This window comes from Pseudomonas sp. P7779 (assembly GCF_013386315.1).
Lineage (GTDB): Bacteria > Pseudomonadota > Gammaproteobacteria > Pseudomonadales > Pseudomonadaceae > Aquipseudomonas.
The window spans coordinates 56,299-75,156 of sequence record NZ_JACARZ010000004.1; the positions used below are offsets into that span (position 1 = coordinate 56,299).

At 60.2% G+C, this 18,858-nt stretch carries 16 protein-coding genes; 15 read left to right on the forward strand and 1 reads right to left on the reverse strand.

All coding sequences use genetic code 11. From position 1 onward, the window contains the following. Window positions 1-50: 50 nt before the first annotated feature. Window positions 51-842: a phenylalanine 4-monooxygenase gene (gene phhA, locus HX869_RS01510; protein WP_003214615.1), complete on the reverse strand. Its 792-nt coding sequence runs from the start codon at window positions 840-842 to the stop codon at window positions 51-53. A 266-nt stretch (window positions 843-1,108) separates the two neighbouring features. Between phhA and HX869_RS01515 the strand changes: the two genes are divergently transcribed. From HX869_RS01515 to HX869_RS01585, 15 genes are all read left to right on the forward strand, one after another. Next, the gene (locus tag HX869_RS01515) at window positions 1,109-2,674 is read left to right on the forward strand and encodes a sigma-54-dependent phenylalanine hydroxylase transcriptional regulator PhhR (protein ID WP_003214613.1); all 1,566 of its coding nucleotides are present in this window, start codon (window positions 1,109-1,111) and stop codon (window positions 2,672-2,674) included. 307 nt (window positions 2,675-2,981) lie between these two features. Next, the gene (locus HX869_RS01520) at window positions 2,982-3,722 is read left to right on the forward strand and encodes a flagellar basal body rod protein FlgF (protein WP_003214611.1); all 741 of its coding nucleotides are present in this window, start codon (window positions 2,982-2,984) and stop codon (window positions 3,720-3,722) included. Between the two features lie 63 nt (window positions 3,723-3,785). Beyond that, entirely contained in the window at window positions 3,786-4,571 is a 786-nt protein-coding gene (flgG, locus tag HX869_RS01525) for a flagellar basal-body rod protein FlgG (protein ID WP_003214609.1), read from the forward strand. A 53-nt stretch (window positions 4,572-4,624) separates the two neighbouring features. Next, on the forward strand, window positions 4,625-5,320 hold the full coding sequence (gene flgH / locus HX869_RS01530; protein WP_003214607.1) for a flagellar basal body L-ring protein FlgH: 696 nt from the start codon (window positions 4,625-4,627) through the stop codon (window positions 5,318-5,320). 27 nt (window positions 5,321-5,347) lie between these two features. Next, window positions 5,348-6,436, forward strand: a complete 1,089-nt coding sequence (locus HX869_RS01535; protein ID WP_032899355.1) for a flagellar basal body P-ring protein FlgI — start codon at window positions 5,348-5,350, stop codon at window positions 6,434-6,436. Window positions 6,437-6,440: 4 nt separating this feature from the next. Beyond that, a complete protein-coding gene (gene flgJ / locus HX869_RS01540) occupies window positions 6,441-7,703 on the forward strand; it encodes a flagellar assembly peptidoglycan hydrolase FlgJ (RefSeq protein ID WP_102604681.1) in 1,263 nt (420 codons plus the stop codon). 10 nt (window positions 7,704-7,713) lie between these two features. Then, on the forward strand, window positions 7,714-9,750 hold the full coding sequence (flgK, locus tag HX869_RS01545; protein ID WP_102604682.1) for a flagellar hook-associated protein FlgK: 2,037 nt from the start codon (window positions 7,714-7,716) through the stop codon (window positions 9,748-9,750). Between the two features lie 14 nt (window positions 9,751-9,764). Then, on the forward strand, window positions 9,765-11,348 hold the full coding sequence (locus HX869_RS01550) for a flagellar hook-associated protein 3 (protein ID WP_003214602.1): 1,584 nt from the start codon (window positions 9,765-9,767) through the stop codon (window positions 11,346-11,348). 303 nt (window positions 11,349-11,651) lie between these two features. After that, window positions 11,652-12,581, forward strand: a complete 930-nt coding sequence (locus HX869_RS01555; RefSeq protein ID WP_003214601.1) for a ketoacyl-ACP synthase III — start codon at window positions 11,652-11,654, stop codon at window positions 12,579-12,581. Between the two features lie 266 nt (window positions 12,582-12,847). Beyond that, window positions 12,848-14,308: a flagellin gene (locus HX869_RS01560; protein WP_177022173.1), complete on the forward strand. Its 1,461-nt coding sequence runs from the start codon at window positions 12,848-12,850 to the stop codon at window positions 14,306-14,308. 74 nt (window positions 14,309-14,382) lie between these two features. Next, the gene (locus tag HX869_RS01565) at window positions 14,383-14,742 is read left to right on the forward strand and encodes a flagellar protein FlaG (protein ID WP_102369676.1); all 360 of its coding nucleotides are present in this window, start codon (window positions 14,383-14,385) and stop codon (window positions 14,740-14,742) included. Window positions 14,743-14,822: 80 nt separating this feature from the next. Then, entirely contained in the window at window positions 14,823-16,202 is a 1,380-nt protein-coding gene (fliD, locus tag HX869_RS01570; RefSeq protein WP_178902664.1) for a flagellar filament capping protein FliD, read from the forward strand. 129 nt (window positions 16,203-16,331) lie between these two features. Beyond that, window positions 16,332-16,727, forward strand: coding sequence for a flagellar export chaperone FliS (gene fliS, locus HX869_RS01575; RefSeq protein ID WP_003214591.1), 396 nt, complete (start codon window positions 16,332-16,334; stop codon window positions 16,725-16,727). 24 nt (window positions 16,728-16,751) lie between these two features. Next, window positions 16,752-17,048, forward strand: a complete 297-nt coding sequence (locus HX869_RS01580; protein ID WP_003214590.1) for a hypothetical protein — start codon at window positions 16,752-16,754, stop codon at window positions 17,046-17,048. A gap of 171 nt (window positions 17,049-17,219) precedes the next feature. Continuing rightward, window positions 17,220-18,695 carry a sigma-54 dependent transcriptional regulator gene (locus HX869_RS01585; protein WP_003214588.1) on the forward strand — a complete coding sequence of 492 codons (1,476 nt, stop codon included), beginning with the start codon at window positions 17,220-17,222 and terminating at the stop codon, window positions 18,693-18,695. Window positions 18,696-18,858: the final 163 nt, after the last annotated feature.

Below are 18,858 nucleotides of genomic sequence, written 5' to 3' on the forward strand. Positions count from 1 at the left end.
AAGCAACGCGGGGCCAGGGAACAGACTCACCTGGCCCTAAAAGCCGCAGTTCAAGCAGCTTTTGGCTTGGGCGGGAACTTCGGTGCGTGCAGCCCCAGCTGCATCCCGCGTTCGACCATACCCATGATGTCTTCCTGCGCCACTTCGAACAGGCGCTTGAGGTTGGGCAGGGCGAAGTACACGGGTTGCAGAATGTCGATGCGATACGGCGTGCGCATCGCTTCGAGCGGGTCGAAGGCTTGATGCTCGGGCACGTCCGAGAGGCAGTACACGGTCTCCTTGGGCGAAGACAGGATGCCGCCACCGTAGATGCGCCGGCCTTCGGGCGTGTCCACCAGGCCGAACTCGATGGTCATCCAGTACAGGCGCGCCAGGTACACGCGCTGTTCCTTGGTGGCGGCCAGGCCGAGCTTGCCGTAGGTGTGGGTGAATTCCGCGAACCAGGGGTTGGTCAGCAGTGGGCAATGGCCGAAGATCTCGTGAAAAATGTCCGGTTCCTGCAGGTAATCCAGCTCTTCACGGGTACGAATAAACGTCGCCACCGGAAACTGCTTGTTGGCGAGCAATTCGAAAAAAGTCTGGAAGGGGATCAGCGCCGGCACCCGGGCGACTTGCCAGCCCGTGGTCTCGGCCAGCACTTTGTTGACTTCCGCCAGCTGTGGAATGCGGTCGTGGGGCAGGCCGAGCTTGTCGATGCCGTCCAGGTATTCCTGGCAGGCGCGGCCCTCGATCACTTTCAGTTGGCGCGTGATCAGGGTGTTCCACACCGCGTGTTCTTCGGGCGGGTAGTCGATAAAACCGTTCGCGTCGGGCTCGCGGGCCACGTACTGCGTCTGCTTCATACTGCTCTCCTGCTAGGCATTCGTTCTTGTTATGTCCTGGGATGAGCCTATTGATACGCCGCCTGGGCCAGGAAGCCATCCTCCTGCGCCATGCTTTTGTAGGAAAAGTTACTGAGATTCGTAAAGTTTTCGTTACGGTTGAGGCAATTCGTTCTCCCTGTGGCGTATTTTGGGTGTGAATCGCCATGCAGCTGTCACATAATCTTGACGATTATCTGCGGCCGGCGGCAAAAAGACGCAGCGACTCCACCTCTTCGGGCCTTCTCATGCGTATCAAAGTGCATTGCCAGAACCGCATCGGCATCCTGCGGGACATCCTCAACCTGCTGGTGGAGTACGGCGTGAACGTTGCCAAGGGCGAGGTCGGTGGCGAGCACGGCAACGCCATTTACCTCTATTGCCCGAACCTGGTGAACCTGCAGTTCCAGGCATTGCGCCCGCAGTTCGAGGCGATTGCCGGGGTATTTGGCGTCAAGCGGGTAGGGCTGATGCCCAGCGAGCGTCGGCATATGGAGCTCAACGCGCTGCTGGGGGCGCTGGAGTTTCCGGTGCTGTCCATCGACATGGGCGGCTCCATCGTCGCGGCCAACCGCGCGGCGGCGCAGTTGCTCGGAGTACGGGTGGATGAGGTGCCGGGCATTCCGTTGTCGCGCTACGCCGAAGATTTCGATTTGCCGGAACTGGTACGGGCCAGCAAATCGCGAATCAACGGCCTGCGGGTCAAGGTCAAGGGCGATGTATTCCTGGCCGATATTGCGCCGCTGCAATCCTCCGAGCATGACGACAGCGAAGCCATGGCCGGCGCCGTACTGACCCTGCACCGCGCCGACCGGGTGGGTGAGCGTATCTACAATGTGCGCAAGCAGGAACTGCGCGGCTTCGACAGCATTTTCCAAAGCTCCAGGGTCATGGCCGCCGTGGTGCGTGAGGCTCGGCGCATGGCGCCGTTGGATGCGCCTCTATTAATAGAAGGCGAAACCGGCACCGGCAAAGAGTTGCTGGCCCGCGCTTGTCACCTGGCCAGCCCACGCGGCCAGTCGCCGTTGATGGCGCTCAACTGCGCCGGTTTGCCCGAGTCCATGGCCGAGACCGAGTTGTTCGGCTATGGTCCCGGCGCCTTTGAAGGGGCGAGGGCGGAGGGCAAGTTGGGACTGCTGGAGCTGACGGCGGGCGGTACGTTGTTTCTCGACGGCGTCGGCGAAATGAGCGCGCGGTTGCAGGTGAAGTTGCTGCGCTTTCTGCAGGACGGCTGCTTTCGCCGTGTAGGCAGTGATGAAGAGGTGTACCTGGATGTGCGGGTGATCTGCGCGACCCAGGTGGACCTTTCCGAACTGTGCGCCCGGGGCGAATTCCGCCAGGACCTTTACCATCGTCTCAATGTGCTCTCGCTGCATATCCCGCCGCTACGCGAGTGCCTCGACGGTTTGCCGCCGCTGGTGGAGCACTTCCTGGATCAGGCCAGCCGGCAGATCGGCTGCCCGCTGCCCAAGCTCGCACCGGCGGCGATGGAGCGCCTCAGCCATTACCACTGGCCGGGGAATGTGCGGCAGTTGGAGAACGTGCTGTTCCAGGCGGTTTCGCTGTGTGAGGGCGGCACCGTCAAGGCCGAGCACATTCGCCTGCCGGACTATGGCGTGCGCCAGCCGCTGGGGGATTTTTCCCTGGAAGGCGGGTTGGAGGAGATCGTCGGGCGCTTTGAAAAGGCCGTGCTGGCGCAGTTGTATGCCGAACATCCCAGCAGCCGGCTGTTGGGCAAGCGGCTGGGCGTGTCCCACACCACGATTGCCAACAAGTTGCGGGACTACGAAGTCGTCAAAGCCGAACGCGGTTAAACCTGTGGGAGCGGGCTTGCTCGCGAATGCGGTAGGTCAGTCGATACATAGGGTGACTGTCACACCGCATTCGCGAGCAAGCCCGCTCCCACATGGGGTCTTTGTCGGTCTTGATACCTGTACTTGCCGTTAGCGGCATAAGTCCGCCGTTTTTTCGACTCTCTTCCTACTGCCCTCAGCTGCCACCTGCCGGCAAACCCCCGCCCCGCCTGGACTTTTCCTCATTTCAAAAAGTTGGTTCGCAAATTGCTTAAGCCTCATCAGTACAGCGGTGGGCGGCAAGCGTCCGTCAGAAAGAGGAAAGAGCGTGGATAAGTACCTTTACGTGGCAATGACCGGCGCCAGCCAGAATGCACTGGCGCAGAAGGCCCACGCCAACAACTTGGCGAACGTTTCCACCAATGGTTTCCAGCGTGACCTGGAACAGGCGCGCTCGATGCCTGTGTTCGGTGACAGCTTTCCGGCGCGGGCCTTTGCCTTGACCGAGCGCCCAGGCACGGACTTTTCCCCTGGCGCGATGATTGAAACCGGCCGTGACCTCGATGTGGCCGTCAGCGGTGACGGCTGGATGGCCGTGCAAAACCCGGATGGCGGCGAATCCTACGTGCGCAGCGCCAGCATGAACGTCGATGCGCTGGGCGTGCTGCGGGCCGGCAACGGTATGCCGATCATGGGCAACGGCGGCCCGATTGCCGTGCCGCCCCAGCAGCAGATCGAAGTCGGCCAGGACGGCACCATCAGCATCCGCGCCATGGGCGAAGGCCCGCGGGTGATGGCTGAAGTGGACCGGATCAAGCTGGTGCAGCCCGACCTCAAGAACATGACCAAGGGCCTCGACGGCACCATCCACACCAAGGATGGCCAGCCGGCCCAGGCCGATGCCAACGTCAAGCTGACGTCGGGCTTCCTGCAGGCGAGCAACGTGAACGCCGTCGAAGAAATGACGGCAGTCCTGGCCCTGTCCAAGCAGTTCGAATTGCACATCAAGATGATGAACAGCGCCAAAGAAGACGACCAGGCCATGACCCGCGTCCTGGCGATGAGCTGATAGCAGCCACACACTAATTTTTGTAGCGCGGCGCCATAAAACAGGCGCACGAAGGAGAAGAACATGCTTCCGGCTCTATACGTTGCCAAGACAGGCCTGTCCGCCCAGGACACCAACCTGACCACCATTTCCAACAACCTGGCCAACGTGTCGACCACGGGTTTCAAACGTGACCGCGCCGAGTTCCAGGACTTGCTCTATCAGATCAAGAAGCAGCCTGGCGCCCAGTCGACCCAGGACAGCGAATTGCCGTCGGGCCTGCAACTGGGTACCGGTGTGGCAATCGTTGGCACCCAGAAGAACTTCAGCGCCGGTAACCTGCAGCAGACCGGCCAACCGCTGGACCTGGCAGTCAACGGCAAGGGTTTCTTCCAGATCCTGCAGCCGGACGGCACCACCACCTACACCCGTGACGGTACGTTCCACCTGGACTCCAACGGCCAGGTCGTGACCGCCAATGGCTTCGCGCTGGAGCCGGCGATTGTCGTGCCGAACAACGCCCAGACCTTCACCGTCGGCAACGACGGCACCGTGTCGATCACCGTGGCCGGCAACCCGGCGTCCCAGGTGATCGGCAACCTGCAAACCGCCGACTTCATCAACCCGGCCGGCCTGCAGGCGATCGGTAACAACCTGTTCCTGGAAACCGCGTCCAGCGGCGCGCCGCAAATCGGCACCCCAGGCCTCAACGGTTTTGGTACCACCCTGCAAAGCACCCTGGAAACGTCCAACGTCAGCACCGTTGAAGAGATGGTCAACATGATCACCACTCAGCGCGCCTACGAGATGAACTCCAAGGTGATTTCCACCGCCGACCAGATGCTTTCGTTCGTAACGCAGAATCTGTAATCAAGTCTATGGGGCGCCCTTGAAGGCGCCTGCAACACCGTGAGGTATGGGTCATGAATCGCTATGTTTCTGTTCTGGCATTGAGTGGGATTGCTGTGCTCGCGGGCTGTGTCGCCCCGACGCCTAAGCCCAATGACCCGTACTATGCGCCGGTGTTGCCGCGCACGCCGTTGCCGGCGGCCGCCAACAATGGCTCGATCTACCAGGCCGGGTTCGAACAGAACCTGTACAGCGACCGCAAGGCCTTCCGGGTCGGTGACATCATCACCATCACGCTGAACGAGAAGACCCAGGCGAGCAAGAACGCCAACTCGCAGATCGGCAAGACCAGCAAGACCAGCATCGGCCTGACTTCATTGTTTGGCGGTGTACCGAACACCAACAACCCGCTGGGCAGCGGTGACCTGAGCCTGGACGCCGGCTACAGCGGCGACCGCGCCACCAACGGCAAGAGTGCGGCAGGGCAGGGCAACAGCCTGACCGGCTCGATCACCGTGACCGTGGCCGACGTGCTGCCCAACGGCATCATTGCCGTACGCGGCGAGAAGTGGATGACCCTCAACACCGGTGACGAACTGGTGCGCATTGCGGGCATGGTTCGCGCCGACGATATCTCCACCGACAACACCGTGCCGTCGACACGGATTGCCGATGCACGCATCACCTACTCGGGTACGGGTTCGTTTGCTGACGCCAGTCAGCCGGGCTGGTTTGACCGTTTCTTCCTTAGCCCGCTGTTCCCTTTCTAGGTGATCACTTTGAACTTCAAACAGCTGATGGCTGCGATGTTGCTGCTGGCCCTGAGCGCAGGCGCCCAGGCCGAGCGCTTGAAAGACATCGCGAGCATTTCCGGCGTGCGGTCCAACCAGCTGATCGGCTACGGCCTGGTGGTGGGGCTTAACGGCACCGGTGACCAGACCACCCAGACCCCGTTCACCCTGCAGACCTTCAACAACATGCTTTCGCAGTTCGGCATCAAGGTACCGCCGGGCTCGGGCAACGTGCAGTTGAAGAACGTCGCGGCGGTGTCCATCAGCGCTGACTTGCCGCCGTTCGCCAAGCCGGGGCAGGTGGTCGATATCACCGTCTCGTCCATGGGTAACTCGAAAAGCCTGCGCGGCGGCACCTTGCTGATGACGCCGCTCAAAGGTATCGACGGCAACGTCTACGCCATTGCCCAGGGCAACCTGGTGGTGGGTGGCTTTGATGCCGAAGGCCGCGACGGTTCGAAGATCACCGTCAACGTGCCGTCGGCCGGGCGGATTCCCGGTGGTGCCTCGGTGGAGCGCACCGTGCCCAGCGGCTTTAACCAGGGCAACAGCCTGACCCTGAACCTCAACCGCTCTGACTTCACCACCGCCAAGCGCGTGGTCGACAAGATCAATGAGCTGCTCGGCCCGGGCGTGGCCCAGGCCATCGATGGCGGCTCGGTTCGTGTGACGGCACCGCTGGACCCAAGCCAGCGTGTGGACTACCTGTCTCTGCTGGAAAACCTTGAGGTTGACCCGGGCCAGGCGGTGGCGAAAGTCATCATCAACTCGCGGACCGGCACCATCGTGATCGGCCAGAACGTCAAGGTTTCGCCAGCGGCCGTGACCCACGGCAGCCTGACCGTGACCATCACCGAAGACCCGATCGTCAGCCAGCCTGGCCCGTTGTCCAACGGCCAGACTGCCGTGGTCCCCCGTTCGCGGGTGAATGCCCAGCAAGAAGCCAAGCCGATGTTCAAGTTCGGCCCCGGCACCACCCTGGACGAGATTGTCCGTGCGGTGAACCAGGTGGGCGCAGCGCCCGGCGACTTGATGGCGATCCTCGAAGCATTGAAACAGGCCGGCGCCTTGCAAGCCGACCTGATCGTGATCTGACGCCATGGCCATGGACATGCGCAAGAGCGGCCTGACCAGCACGGCGGATTCGGGTTCCTATTCCGACCTCAACCGGCTTAACCAGTTGAAGGTCGGCGACAAGAACAGCGACGGCAACATGCGCAAGGTCGCGCAGGAATTCGAGTCGCTGTTTCTCGGCGAGATGCTCAAGTCCATGCGTTCGGCCACCGAAGCCCTGGGCAAGGACAACCCGCTGAATACCCCGGCGGCCAAGCAGTACCAGGAAATGTACGACCAGCAGTTGGCGGTTTCCCTGTCTCGCGAGGGCGGTGGTATCGGCCTGGCGGACGTGCTGCTGCGCCAGATGCAGAAGAACAAACCGGTGGACGCCCAGGCGGCCACCCTGCAAGGCCCGGCTGCGCCCGCGAAGAAGGTGGATGTGCCGACTGAAATTGCCGCCGGTACCAAGGCCGATGGCCCGCTGGGCCGCAGCAATGGTCAGCGGCCATTGTGGGCGTACCGCGTGGCGGTGCCTGAAGGCACCAACTCCCACGCCAACGACATGGCGCTGATGAACCAGCGACGCATCTCGTTGCCGAGCAAGCTGACGGATCGCCTGCTGGCCGGCATCGTGCCGGGTGCCGAGGCTACCACTGCCGCCAAGGCCGCGCCGCTGCGTAACAGCGCTGCCGATGATGGCGTGGTCAACAGCACCGCCCGCAGCCTTGCCGCCATACCGCCTCGCGGGCAGATGCAGGTTTACGGCCGCGCCGTAGCCCAGCCACCGCTGGCACCGGCGAAGAAAGCCTTCAGCTCGCAGGATGAATTTGTCGCCACCATGTTGCCGATGGCCAAGCAGGCCGCTGCGAGGATTGGCGTCGATCCACGCTACCTGGTGGCCCAGGCCGCCCTGGAAACCGGTTGGGGTAAATCGGTGATGCGTGCCGAGGATGGCACCAGCAGCCACAACCTGTTCGGTATCAAGGCCGGCCAGAGTTGGCAGGGCGAACAGGCCCGGGCGATCACCAGCGAGTTTCGCGATGGCGCGATGGTCAAGGAGACGGCGCAGTTCCGTTCCTACAATTCCTACCAGGACAGCTTCCATGACCTGGTCACGTTGCTGCAAAGCAATGATCGCTATAAAGAAGTTGTGAAATCAGCCGACAACCCGGAACAGTTTGTGCGCGAGTTGCAAAAAGCCGGATATGCAACCGACCCGGATTACGCCAGCAAGATTTCGCAGATCGCAAAAACGATGAACAGCTACCAGAACTACGCTGCCGCGGGCGCTTCCACTCATTTATAAGGTCTGAATCATGAGTTTGCTCAATATCGGGATGTCGGGGCTCAATGCCGCCCAGGGATCGTTGTCGGTCTTAAGTAACAACATCGCCAACGTCAACACCCCGGGATACTCGCGTCAACAGAGCGCTCAGACCGCGAATGCGTCGAACGCCTACGGCGGCGTATTTATCGGCACCGGTACGACCCTGGCGGACGTGCGTCGGGTGTACAACCAGTTCCTCACCACGGCTTACCAGAACAGCACGGCACTCGACAGCGATGCCAACGCCTACCTGGACCAGGCCAGTGCCATCGACAAGACCTTGTCGGATTCCAACACCGGCATGTCTTCGGTGCTCAGTGCCTTTTTCGCGGCGGCGCAGACGGCTTCTGCCACCCCGGGCGACGTGTCCGCGCGCCAATTGCTGCTGACCAGCGCCCAGACCCTGAGCAACCGCTTCAACTCCATTTCCGGCCAGTTGAACCAGCAGAAACAAACGATCAACAGTCAGTTGAGCACCATGACGGATCAGGTCAACAAGCTGACGTCCTCGATCGCCTCGCTCAACAAGCAGATTGCCCAGGCCCAGGGGACTTCCAGCAGTGCGCCGGCCAACCTGCTGGACTCGCGTGACGAAGCGGTGCGCTCGCTCAACGAGCTGATCGGCGTTACGGCCACGGAAAAAAACGGACAGTTCAGTATTACGACCGGTACGGGGCAGTCGCTGGTGGAAGGCGGGATATCCAATAATATCTCTGCGGTACCGAGTAGCACCGACAATAGCCAGTACACCATCCAGCTCTCGATGGGCGACTCGTCCATTGACCTTGGCAATGTGGTCACCGGCGGCAGTATCGGTGGCTTGCTGCGCTATCGCAGTGACGTGCTGATGCCGGCCATCAATGATCTGGGGCGCATCGCGATTGCCACGGCAGACACGATCAACAACCAGTTGGGCCAGGGCCTGGACCTCAACGGCGAATTCGGTTCGTCGCTGTTCACCGATATCAACAGCGCGGCGGCGATTTCCCAGCGCAGCCAAGGGGCCGCCGGCAACAGCGCGGGGTCTGGCAACCTGAATGTCACGATCAAGGACAGCAGCCAGCTGACGACCTACGACTACAAAGTCACGTTTACCAGTGGTAACCAGTACAACGTCGTCCGCTCCGACGGCAAGGCCATGGGTTCGTTCGACACCACCACCACGCCGCCGCCGGTGATTGATGGCTTTACCCTGGCGCTGGACGGCAAAGGGCCCATGGCTGCCGGTGACAGCTTCAAGGTCAGCCCCACGGCCAACGGGGCCACGGGCATCGGTGTCGACCTGAAGGACGTCAACAAGCTCGCCTTCGCGGGCCCCTTGGCGGGGAACGCGAGCAAGACCAACACCGGCACCGGTACGTTCACACCGCCTCAGCTGACTGTGCCGCTGGATATTCATGGCGGCGCTGATACCGCCCAGTTGCGCGCCGGCATCGAAAACTCCATGCCGGTAAAAATGCTCTTTGGCAAGCCGGCCGCCGACGGCACCCAGTCGTATACGGTGAGCGACGCGCAAGGCAATCCGATCGGCAGTGGCACCATCATCCCGGGCCAGGGCAACAAGATCAGCATCAACGTACCGATGCGCGATGCCTCCGGTGCGTTGATCCCGGGCAAAAGCTTCAACTTCGACACCACGGTCGGCGGCTCGCCTGCCAATGGTGACAGCACGACTTTCTCGTTCAACGCTTCGGGCACCTCCGACAACCGCAACGCCCAGCAATTGCTGGACTTGCAGACCAAGGCCACCGTGGGCGCCAGCGACGGCAGCCCGGGTGTGAGCCTGGTCAGCGCCAACGCCCGACTCGTATCGCAGGTGGGCTCAAAAGCCAGCCAGGCCGCTACCGACTCCACCGCGACGGGTGCGCTGTTGGCAGCGAACAAGGCGGCCAGCAACTCGGTGTCCCAGGTCAACCTGGATGAAGAGGCGGGTGACATGATCAAGTTCCAGCAGTACTACACCGCGTCGTCGCAGATCATCAAGGCTGCGCAAGAAACTTTCAGCACACTGATTAATGCCCTTTAAAGGAGTCTGGGACGATGCGTATTTCTACACAGCAGTATTTCGACACCAGCGCCAGCAAGTACCAGACGAACTATTCCGGTGTGGTGAAAGCCCAGGACCAGGCGAGCAGCGGTATCCGGGTGCAAACCGCCTCCGATGACCCGGTCGCCGCCGCGCGCTTGCTGCAATTGCAGCAACAGAAAGACATGCTTGGCCAGTTCAACGGCAACATCAACACCCTGCAGAACTCGCTGACCAACGAAGAATCGGTGTTAAAGAGCATCAACACCGCCTTGCAGCGCGGTAATGAACTGGCGCTGCGTGCGGCCAACCAGTCCCTGAGCGATGACGATCGTAAATCCATCGCCAGCGAAGTGGGCGCGCTTGAGGACCAGGTGCTGGGCTTGCTCAACTCCAAGGATGCCAACGGCAACTACATGTTTTCCGGGTCGAAAACCGACACGCCGCCTTACATCCGCAATAACGACGGCACCTACACGTATCAGGGTGACGAGACGCCGCTGAGCTTGCAGATCTCGGACAATCTGTCGATGGCGGGGGGCGACACCGGTAAGTCGATGATGGAAAGTTCGACCAACACCGGTCGCACCCAGGCTACGTTGTTGCCGCCTGCGGTCAATGACGGCAAGGTCGCGGTATCGGCGGGCACGGTGACCTCCGGTGTCACCTACACCAAGAGTTTTACCGACGGCCAGCCCTACAAGCTGACCTTCAGCAGCAGCACGCAGTATTCCGTGACCGACAAGGACGGCAACGACGTTACCTCGGAGATTCCCGGCAACGGCACTTTCGACGCGACCAAAGAGGGCGCATCCAGCGTCAACCTGCGCGGCGTCAAGTTCGATATCAGCCTGACGCTCGGCGCGGACGTTGCGCCCGGCGCTGACTCCGACGCACTGGTGGCGGGCAAGGCGTTCACCCTGCAATCCAAGCCGGACACCTTCAGTGCTTCGCGTTCCCCAGGCAACGCGTCGACTGCACAAGTGACCGGTGGCCAGGTGACGGATCAGGCGGCCTACGCCAGCACCTTCCCTGATACCGGTGCGGTGATCAAATTCACCAGCGGCACCACGTATGAGGTGTATGCGCAGCCCTACAGTCCGAACAGCAAGACCATCGCGACCGGCACCATGGCTGCCGGTGCCACCTCGATCAACGCGGCCGGCGTGACGTTCGACATCAGTGGTGCGCCAGGGGCGGGCGACCAGTTTGCGGTCAGCGCCGTCAGCAACAAGAACGAAAACGCCCTGGACACGTTGAGCCAATTGCGCAAAGCCCTGGAAACGCCGGCTGACGGCAACCTGGTCGCGCAGAACAACCTCAAGGATGTGGTGGCCAAAACCATCGGCAACCTCAACAACGCCAGTTCACAGATTGACCAGGTGCGCGGCTCCATCGGTGCTCGCCAGAATGCCCTGGATCTTCAAACGGATGAAAACACCAGCCTGGGGACTGCCAATACCAACACCATGAGTTCCTTGGGCAACGTCGACATGGGTCAGGCGGCGATCAACCTGCAGCTTCAGCAAACCATGCTGCAGGCCTCTCAGTTGGCCTTTGTGAAAATCTCTCAGTTGAGCCTGTTCAACAAAATGTGATGTCCGCGGCTGCAAACCGGCGGCTCACCCTGGAAACGGGGTGGGCCGTTGTGGTTTTTGGCGTTTGTATGTCCCCGTGTTTCGCACAAAGCGCAGAAAATTGAGTGACCTGTGAGTCATAAAGCGCATCTTCACTGTATCGTGTGAAAAGGATAGGTCGTCGCCAGGTCTCTGCGAGGGCCTGCCGCCAGGGTACAAAGGCGGTTTTCGGCGAGTTTTTTGCGGGGTCATCCCCATTATTGTCAGCACCCGGCGACGTGTCTCGCGGGGTGTTCTCCAGCTATTTAGTATTGGGAAGCCACAATGATTGGCATAAAAAGCATCGCCAGTTACGTGCCGGCAGACGGGATTGATAACTACGCCCAGGGTGCCAAATTCGCCAAGGATGAAGAATTCATCATTGGCAAGATCGGTTCGGCGTTCCTGCCGCGCAAGGATGCCGCGCAGGAAACCTCCGATCTGTGCGTCGAGGCGGTCAACGCCTTGTTTGCCAACAACCCCGATTTGAAGCGCGAGTCCATCGATGCGCTGATCGTCGTTACCCAGAATGGTGACGAAGAGGGCTTGCCTCACACCGCCGCCATCGTCCAGGACAAGCTGGGCCTGCCGACGCACGTGGCGGCCTTCGATATTTCCCTGGGCTGCTCGGGCTACGTCTACGGCATCTATGCGATGAAGGGCTTCATGGAAGCCACCGGCCTGAAGAACGGCCTGCTGGTGACCGCCGATCCGTACTCGAAGATCGTCGACCCGGAAGACCGCAACACCACCATGCTGTTCGGCGATGCCGCTACCGCCACCTGGATGGGTGAAGACGCGCCGTGGCAGTTGGGCAAGTCCAAGTTCGGCACTGACGGCTCCGGTGCGCCGCACTTGAAGGTCAGCGATGGCGTGTTCTTCATGAACGGCCGCCAGGTGTTCAACTTCGCCTTGCTCAAGGTGCCGGCGCATTTGCACGAGCTGCTCAACGAATCGGACCTCAAGGCTGACGAGATCGATGCGTTCTGCATCCACCAGGGCAGTGCGGCGATTGTCGACGCCGTGGCCCGGCGTTTCGAAGACGCGCCGGTGGACAAGTTCATCAAGGACATGGTCGAGACCGGCAACACCGTGTCCTCGAGCATTCCGCTGCTGCTGGAAAAGCACATGCTCGACTCCACCTGGAAGCGCGTCGCCATCAGTGGTTTTGGTGTGGGGCTGTCCTGGGGCTCGGCGATTTTGCACCGCCCTTGACGACTTAAAGGCGCTGCACAAAAAAACGCCCATGATCGAAAGATTATGGGCGTTTTTTATTTGGCGCCAGAAAGCCAACAATTGCTGGGGTTTGGGCTATCGTAAATGCTTGAATTAAAAGGGGTGGCACGGCGCCAGTAAAAAAAATCAAAAAAGTCCTCAAGCAACCTGCTTTCACGACGATAACTATTACGAAGGTTCTCTAGGCCACACCCGGCGGTTGCCAGGGCCGGAAGCCGCAGTACACCACCCACGAGGATTTCGTCATGGCATTAACAGTAAACACCAACCTTGCTTCGTTGACCGTTCAGAACAACCTGAACAAGGCTTCCAGCGCCCTGCAAACTTCCATGCAGCGCCTGTCCTCCGGCCTGCGTATCAACAGCGCCAAAGACGATGCGGCCGGCCTGCAAATCGCTGGTCGTCTGACCAGCCAGATCAACGGCCTGGGCGTTGCCATCAAGAACGCCGGTGACGGTAACTCCATCGCGCAAACTGCTGAAGGCGCGATGCAGCAATCCACCAACATCCTGCAGACCATGCGTTCCCTGGCTCTGTCGTCCGCTAACGGCTCCCTCAGCGCTGACGACCGTAAGTCGAACCAGGCTCAGTACGCGGCTCTGACTTCTGAATTGACCCGTATCGCTTCTACCACCACTTTCGGTGGTCGTAACCTGCTGGACGGTTCTTTCGGTACTACCGCTTTCCAAGTGGGCGCCAACGCCAACCAGACCATCAACATGAGCCTGGGCAACGTAGCGGCTAACAACATTGGTTCGCAGCAGCTGCTGTCTTCTGCCCAAACACCTACGGCTACCGGTATTGCAGCCGGTACCATCAGTGTGACCGGTGGCGGCCAGACCTCTGCTTCGCTGGCCATCGCAGATGGTGCTTCGGCCAAGGATATCGCTGCCCAACTGAACGGCGCAGTCGGCGGCCTGCAGGCCTCCGCCAGCACTGAACTTAAGTTCACTGTACCTGCCAGCTTCCCGGCTGCTACTCCAAACGGTAAGTTCGACCTGACAGTCGGTAGCGGTCCTAGCGCCACTACTGTTTCGTTCACCGGTATCACCAGCGCTGCTGACCTGGCCGACCAACTGAACTCCAACGCTGCCAAGCTGGGCATCAGCGTTAACTTCGACCAGTCGACCGGCTCTCTGTCGATCAAATCCGACTCGGGTGAGAACTTCACCTTTAATAACGCTGACGCCGGCGGTCAGCTGATGAGCATCGCTACCAAAGGCGGCGACGGCAAGTTTAACGCCACCGCAACCCCTCTGGTCGCAGGTCCGCTGATTGCTACCGGCGCTATCTCGTTGAACTCCAGCTCCAGCTACTCGCTGACTGGTACCGGTGGTGGTGTTGCTGGCTTGTTCGGTGCAACTGGCGTCAACGCTGTCAACTCGGCGAAAGTTGTTGTCAGCAACACCGACGTGACCACCGCTGCCAACGCACAGAGCGCTGTTGACGTGCTGACCCAGGCACTGTCCACCATCGACTCCCAGCGTGCTGACCTCGGTGCTGTACAAAACCGTTTCGACAACACCATCGCCAACCTGCAGAGCATCTCGGACAACTCCACTTCTGCCCGTGGCGTGATCCAGGACGTTGACTTCGCTGCTGAAACCGCTCAGCTGACCAAGCAACAAACCCTGCAACAGGCTTCGACTGCGATCCTGTCCCAGGCGAACCAACTGCCATCCGCTGTACTGAAGCTGCTTCAGTAATAACGGCGCTTGGTAACTGACGGAAGGGCGCGTTTACGTGCCCTTTTGTCTTTTGTCTAATGAGGTGATTGGTCATGGACATGAGCGTCAAACTGAACCTGTCTTACCCTGCGGCAGCGCCACAGAATGCACCTGCTCCTGTCAGTGCCGATCCGCAGAAGCCCAAGGTGGACGCCGTTGCTGGCGCGAAAGATGCCCAGCAGCCATCGAGCCACACCGACTTGAAAAAAGCGGTCAACGACATAAACGAATTCATCCAGGCTGCCCAGCGCAAACTGGATTTTTCCATTGATGACTCCACCCACCAGGTTGTGGTCAAGGTCATTGCGACCGAAAGCGGTGAGGTCATTCGCCAGATTCCTTCGGAATTGGCCCTGAAACTCGCCCAGAGCCTTCATGACGCCAGCAGCTTGCTGTTTGACGCCAAGGTCTAAACTGGCATGAACTTTGTTGCGAAAACTGCCTAGAGCGTGATTCGTCAATAAAGCATCAGCCCCGGATTAGGAGAAAGACGATGACAGTCGTAGCAGGTCTAACGGTCAACGGCCCGGGTACGGGCATCGACGTTCAAGGTCTTGTTAAGTCGTTGGTGGGGTCGCAAACCGCACCCAAGCAAGCGCAGATCGACAGCCAGACCAAAACATCCACTGCGCAACTGACTTCGATCGGCAAGATCCAGGCGGCTCTGGACGCGTTCCGGGGCGCGTTGGACACCATGACCAAGACTGTTAACTTCAGCGGCTTGAGTTCGACGCTGTCGAACGACAAGCTCGCGACGGTCACGTTGGGCCCAGGTGCCGCCGCCGGCAACTTTACGCTGGGTGTCACCCAATTGGCCACGGCGTCAAAGGTCTCCACGGCAGTAATTCCTGGCGGGCCGACGGCCGTTGTCAATTCCGGGGTCTCGGCGACGGTGTTTACGGTCTCCCAGTCCGGCAAGAATTACAGCGTCAGTGTGCCACCGGGCGGAACCCTGCAGCAGGTGCGCGATTCGCTCAACTCGCAGTACGGCAACGCGGGCTTGAGTGCCAACATCCTGACTGACTCCAACGGTTCGCGGTTGGTGGTCACATCGTCGACGACCGGTGTCGGTAGCGACATCACCTTCAAGGGTTCCTCGGGCCTGGATACGGGTGCGACGGTTGTGGGCTCGGCGCCGCAGAACGCCATATATAACCTTGATGGCAGCCCTCAAGAGTCCAAGAGTAATACCCTGCCCGACGCAATCAGTGGTGTGAGCATTACCTTGACGGGGGTTTCGGGGACCGATGCCCCTTCGACGATCAAAGTGTCTGCGAACAGCGCAACCCTGAAGTCGGCAGTCAAGGGCTTCACAGATACCTACAGTGCGTTGGTCAAGGCTGTGAATGCCGAGACTCAGGTCACCACCAATGCCGACGGTTCCGTCACGCCAGGCCCGTTGACCGGGGACAGTTCGGTGCGCAGCATGATGGCGTCGATCCGCAACGTGATGAACTCGGTGACCGGTAGCGGCTCGTTTGCATCCCTGGCGCAGTTTGGCGTGACCACGGACCAGACAGCGGGCACCCTGAGCGTCAGTGATGTGGCGTTTGACAAGGCGGTCCTCACTAATGGCTCCGACATCAACAGCATCTTCACCGGGCCCAGCGGACTGTTGGCAAGCCTGACGAATGCCACCGCCAACTTTGCGCTGAGCAAGACCGGGGTGTTCGCCGAAAAGTCCTCGACGCTGCAGGATAACCTCAGGGATTTGACCAACCAGCAGACCGCCCTGAACACGCGTTCTGATGCTCTGACGGCCTCCCTGACCCTGAAATACAACGCCATGGACTCCCTGGTTGCGCAGCTCAAGGCTCAGGGCGACAGCGTCATGACCACCCTCAACTCGCTGAACAATCCGAAGTCCACCTGATTGGCGGATGGATAAAGCCCGCCGAAGGCGCTGAGTCAAAGCGCCAGGCGGGCTAAAGTTTTGTGTAACACCGTCGACATAATAATCAGCGTCCACCCTTTTAGCTGTCGCCTGTCACGAGGTAGAAACATGAATCCCATGAGAGCCCTTCGCCAATACCAGAAGGTCAACACCCACGCCCAGATCTCCGAAGCCAGCCCGCACCGCCTGGTGCAGTTGCTGATGGAAGGCGCACTGGATCGTATGGCGCAGGCCAAGGGTGCGATGGCTCGCGGTGATATCGCGCAGAAGGGGTTGATGCTGGGCAAGGCGGTGGACATCCTCGTCGGGTTGCGTGACGGCCTGAACCCCGAGAAGACCCCGGACCCGATTGCACTGCAGCAGTTGGATAACCTGTATGCCTTCATGACCATGCGCCTGCTGGAAGCCAACCGTCAGAATGACGCTGCGATGATCGATGAGGTCGCAGGTCTGATGATTACGCTCAAGGAAGGCTGGGACGGTATTGCCACAGAGGTACAGTAGGCCGTAAGGCCTGAGGACGATGTCATGAGCCAAGCATTGCAAAAAATCGACGAGACCCGTGAGGCGCTGTCCGAGGCGTTGGCTGAACGCAACTGGGGTGCGATCGGCGAACTGGATTTGGGCTGCCGCGCGTTGATCGATGCTGCGCTCAACGAGGAATCGGCGGATGAGGCAGCCATTCGGGCAAAACTGGAAGACTTGCTTTCGGTCTACCAGCAGTTGCTTGAGGCGACGACAGGGGAGCGACAGGCTATTTTCGAAGAGATGTCGCAGTTCAACCGAGCTAAACATGCGTCAAAGGTTTACCATATGTTCGGCTGAAGGCTCAGTTAATCCGAACACCGCGCGTCATAAATTTGACTGTGCACGATTTTTTGACTTAACTAGTGCTATTTTCAGACGTCAGAAAGCCGTAGCGCAGAAAATGCCTACAGCAATCTAGATTGCCCCAACTCGAGGGCATTAGAGTTTTACTAGGGAAGTTGCTATTGCATGTGGCGTGAAACCAAAATTCTGCTGATCGATGACGATAGCGTTCGGCGCCGCGATCTGGCGGTGATCCTGAATTTTCTTGGCGAAGAAAATCTACCCTGCGGTAGCCACGACTGGCAGCAGGCGGTCAGCTCTTTGTCGTCGAGCCGCGAAGTCATTTGTGTGCTGATCGGGACGGTAAACGCTCCTGGTGCAGTGCTGGGCTTGTTAAAGACACTGTCGACCTGGGATGAGTTCCTTCCGGTGTTGCTGATGGGCGATATTTCTTCCGTGGACCTTCCGGAAGACCAGCGCCGCCGCGTGCTTTCCACCCTCGAAATGCCCCCCAGCTACAGCAAATTGCTCGACTCCCTGCACCGTGCCCAGGTCTACCGCGAGATGTACGACCAGGCCCGCGAGCGCGGCCGTCACCGCGAACCCAACCTGTTCCGCAGCCTCGTCGGCACCAGTCGTGCGATCCAGCATGTGCGCCAGATGATGCAGCAAGTGGCCGACACCGACGCCAGTGTGCTGATCCTTGGCGAGTCGGGCACCGGCAAGGAAGTGGTCGCACGCAACCTGCACTACCATTCCAAGCGTCGTGACGGGCCGTTCGTGCCGGTCAACTGCGGGGCGATCCCGGCAGAACTGCTGGAAAGCGAACTGTTCGGCCACGAGAAGGGCGCCTTTACCGGGGCGATCACCAGCCGTGCCGGGCGTTTTGAACTGGCCAACGGCGGCACCCTGTTCCTCGACGAAATCGGCGACATGCCGCTGCCGATGCAGGTCAAGCTGCTGCGGGTATTGCAGGAGCGCACCTTCGAGCGCGTGGGCAGCAACAAGACCCAGAGCGTCGACGTACGCATCATCGCGGCCACCCACAAGAACCTCGAAAGCATGATCGAGGTCGGCAGCTTCCGCGAAGACCTGTACTACCGCCTCAACGTATTCCCGATCGAAATGGCGCCCCTGCGCGAGCGCGTCGAAGACATCCCGTTGCTGATGAACGAGCTGATCTCGCGCATGGAACACGAAAAGCGTGGTTCGATTCGCTTCAACTCGGCGGCGATCATGTCCCTGTGTCGCCACGGCTGGCCGGGCAACGTCCGCGAGTTGGCCAACCTGGTGGAGCGCATGGCGATCATGCACCCGTACGGGGTGATCGGCGTGGTCGAGTTGCCGAAGAAATTCCGCTACGTCGACGACGAAGACGAGCAATTGGTGGACAGCCTGCGCAGCGACCTGGAAGAGCGCGTGGCCATCAACGGCCACACGCCGGACTTCGGCTCCACCGCCATGCTGCCGCCGGAAGGCCTGGACTTGAAGGACTACCTCGGCAGCCTCGAACAAGGCCTGATCCAGCAGGCACTCGACGACGCCAACGGTATCGTCGCCCGTGCCGCCGAGCGCCTGCGCATCCGACGTACCACCCTGGTGGAGAAGATGCGCAAGTACGGCATGAGCCGCAAGGAAGGTGATGAACAGGCGGATGATTGACGCCTGTTTTTCAACTGACTGAAAACTAAGCCTATTTTTTTAGGCACGGGTATTGCTACAGCACTCGCAACGTTCCGTTTAACTGACGGTCAGCCAAGCGAGAGAGCATGATGCCCCACGCCGCCCAACTATCTTCGGTCCCTGACACTCAGGGGCCGGCCCC

What these genes read in the sequence shown, in the direction of transcription:
- HX869_RS01555 (WP_003214601.1), top strand. Translation starts at nt 11,652, where the DNA reads ATGATTGGCATAAAAAGCATCGCCAGTTACGTGCCGGCAGACGGGATT.
- HX869_RS01560 (WP_177022173.1), top strand. Translation starts at nt 12,848, where the DNA reads ATGGCATTAACAGTAAACACCAACCTTGCTTCGTTGACCGTTCAGAAC.
- HX869_RS01565 (WP_102369676.1), top strand. Translation starts at nt 14,383, where the DNA reads ATGGACATGAGCGTCAAACTGAACCTGTCTTACCCTGCGGCAGCGCCA.
- phhA (WP_003214615.1), bottom strand. Translation starts at nt 842, where the DNA reads ATGAAGCAGACGCAGTACGTGGCCCGCGAGCCCGACGCGAACGGTTTT.
- HX869_RS01580 (WP_003214590.1), top strand. Translation starts at nt 16,752, where the DNA reads ATGAGCCAAGCATTGCAAAAAATCGACGAGACCCGTGAGGCGCTGTCC.
- flgH (WP_003214607.1), top strand. Translation starts at nt 4,625, where the DNA reads ATGAATCGCTATGTTTCTGTTCTGGCATTGAGTGGGATTGCTGTGCTC.
- HX869_RS01585 (WP_003214588.1), top strand. Translation starts at nt 17,220, where the DNA reads ATGTGGCGTGAAACCAAAATTCTGCTGATCGATGACGATAGCGTTCGG.
- flgG (WP_003214609.1), top strand. Translation starts at nt 3,786, where the DNA reads ATGCTTCCGGCTCTATACGTTGCCAAGACAGGCCTGTCCGCCCAGGAC.
- fliD (WP_178902664.1), top strand. Translation starts at nt 14,823, where the DNA reads ATGACAGTCGTAGCAGGTCTAACGGTCAACGGCCCGGGTACGGGCATC.
- HX869_RS01535 (WP_032899355.1), top strand. Translation starts at nt 5,348, where the DNA reads ATGGCTGCGATGTTGCTGCTGGCCCTGAGCGCAGGCGCCCAGGCCGAG.
- flgJ (WP_102604681.1), top strand. Translation starts at nt 6,441, where the DNA reads ATGGCCATGGACATGCGCAAGAGCGGCCTGACCAGCACGGCGGATTCG.
- HX869_RS01550 (WP_003214602.1), top strand. Translation starts at nt 9,765, where the DNA reads ATGCGTATTTCTACACAGCAGTATTTCGACACCAGCGCCAGCAAGTAC.
- flgK (WP_102604682.1), top strand. Translation starts at nt 7,714, where the DNA reads ATGAGTTTGCTCAATATCGGGATGTCGGGGCTCAATGCCGCCCAGGGA.
- fliS (WP_003214591.1), top strand. Translation starts at nt 16,332, where the DNA reads ATGAATCCCATGAGAGCCCTTCGCCAATACCAGAAGGTCAACACCCAC.
- HX869_RS01515 (WP_003214613.1), top strand. Translation starts at nt 1,109, where the DNA reads ATGCGTATCAAAGTGCATTGCCAGAACCGCATCGGCATCCTGCGGGAC.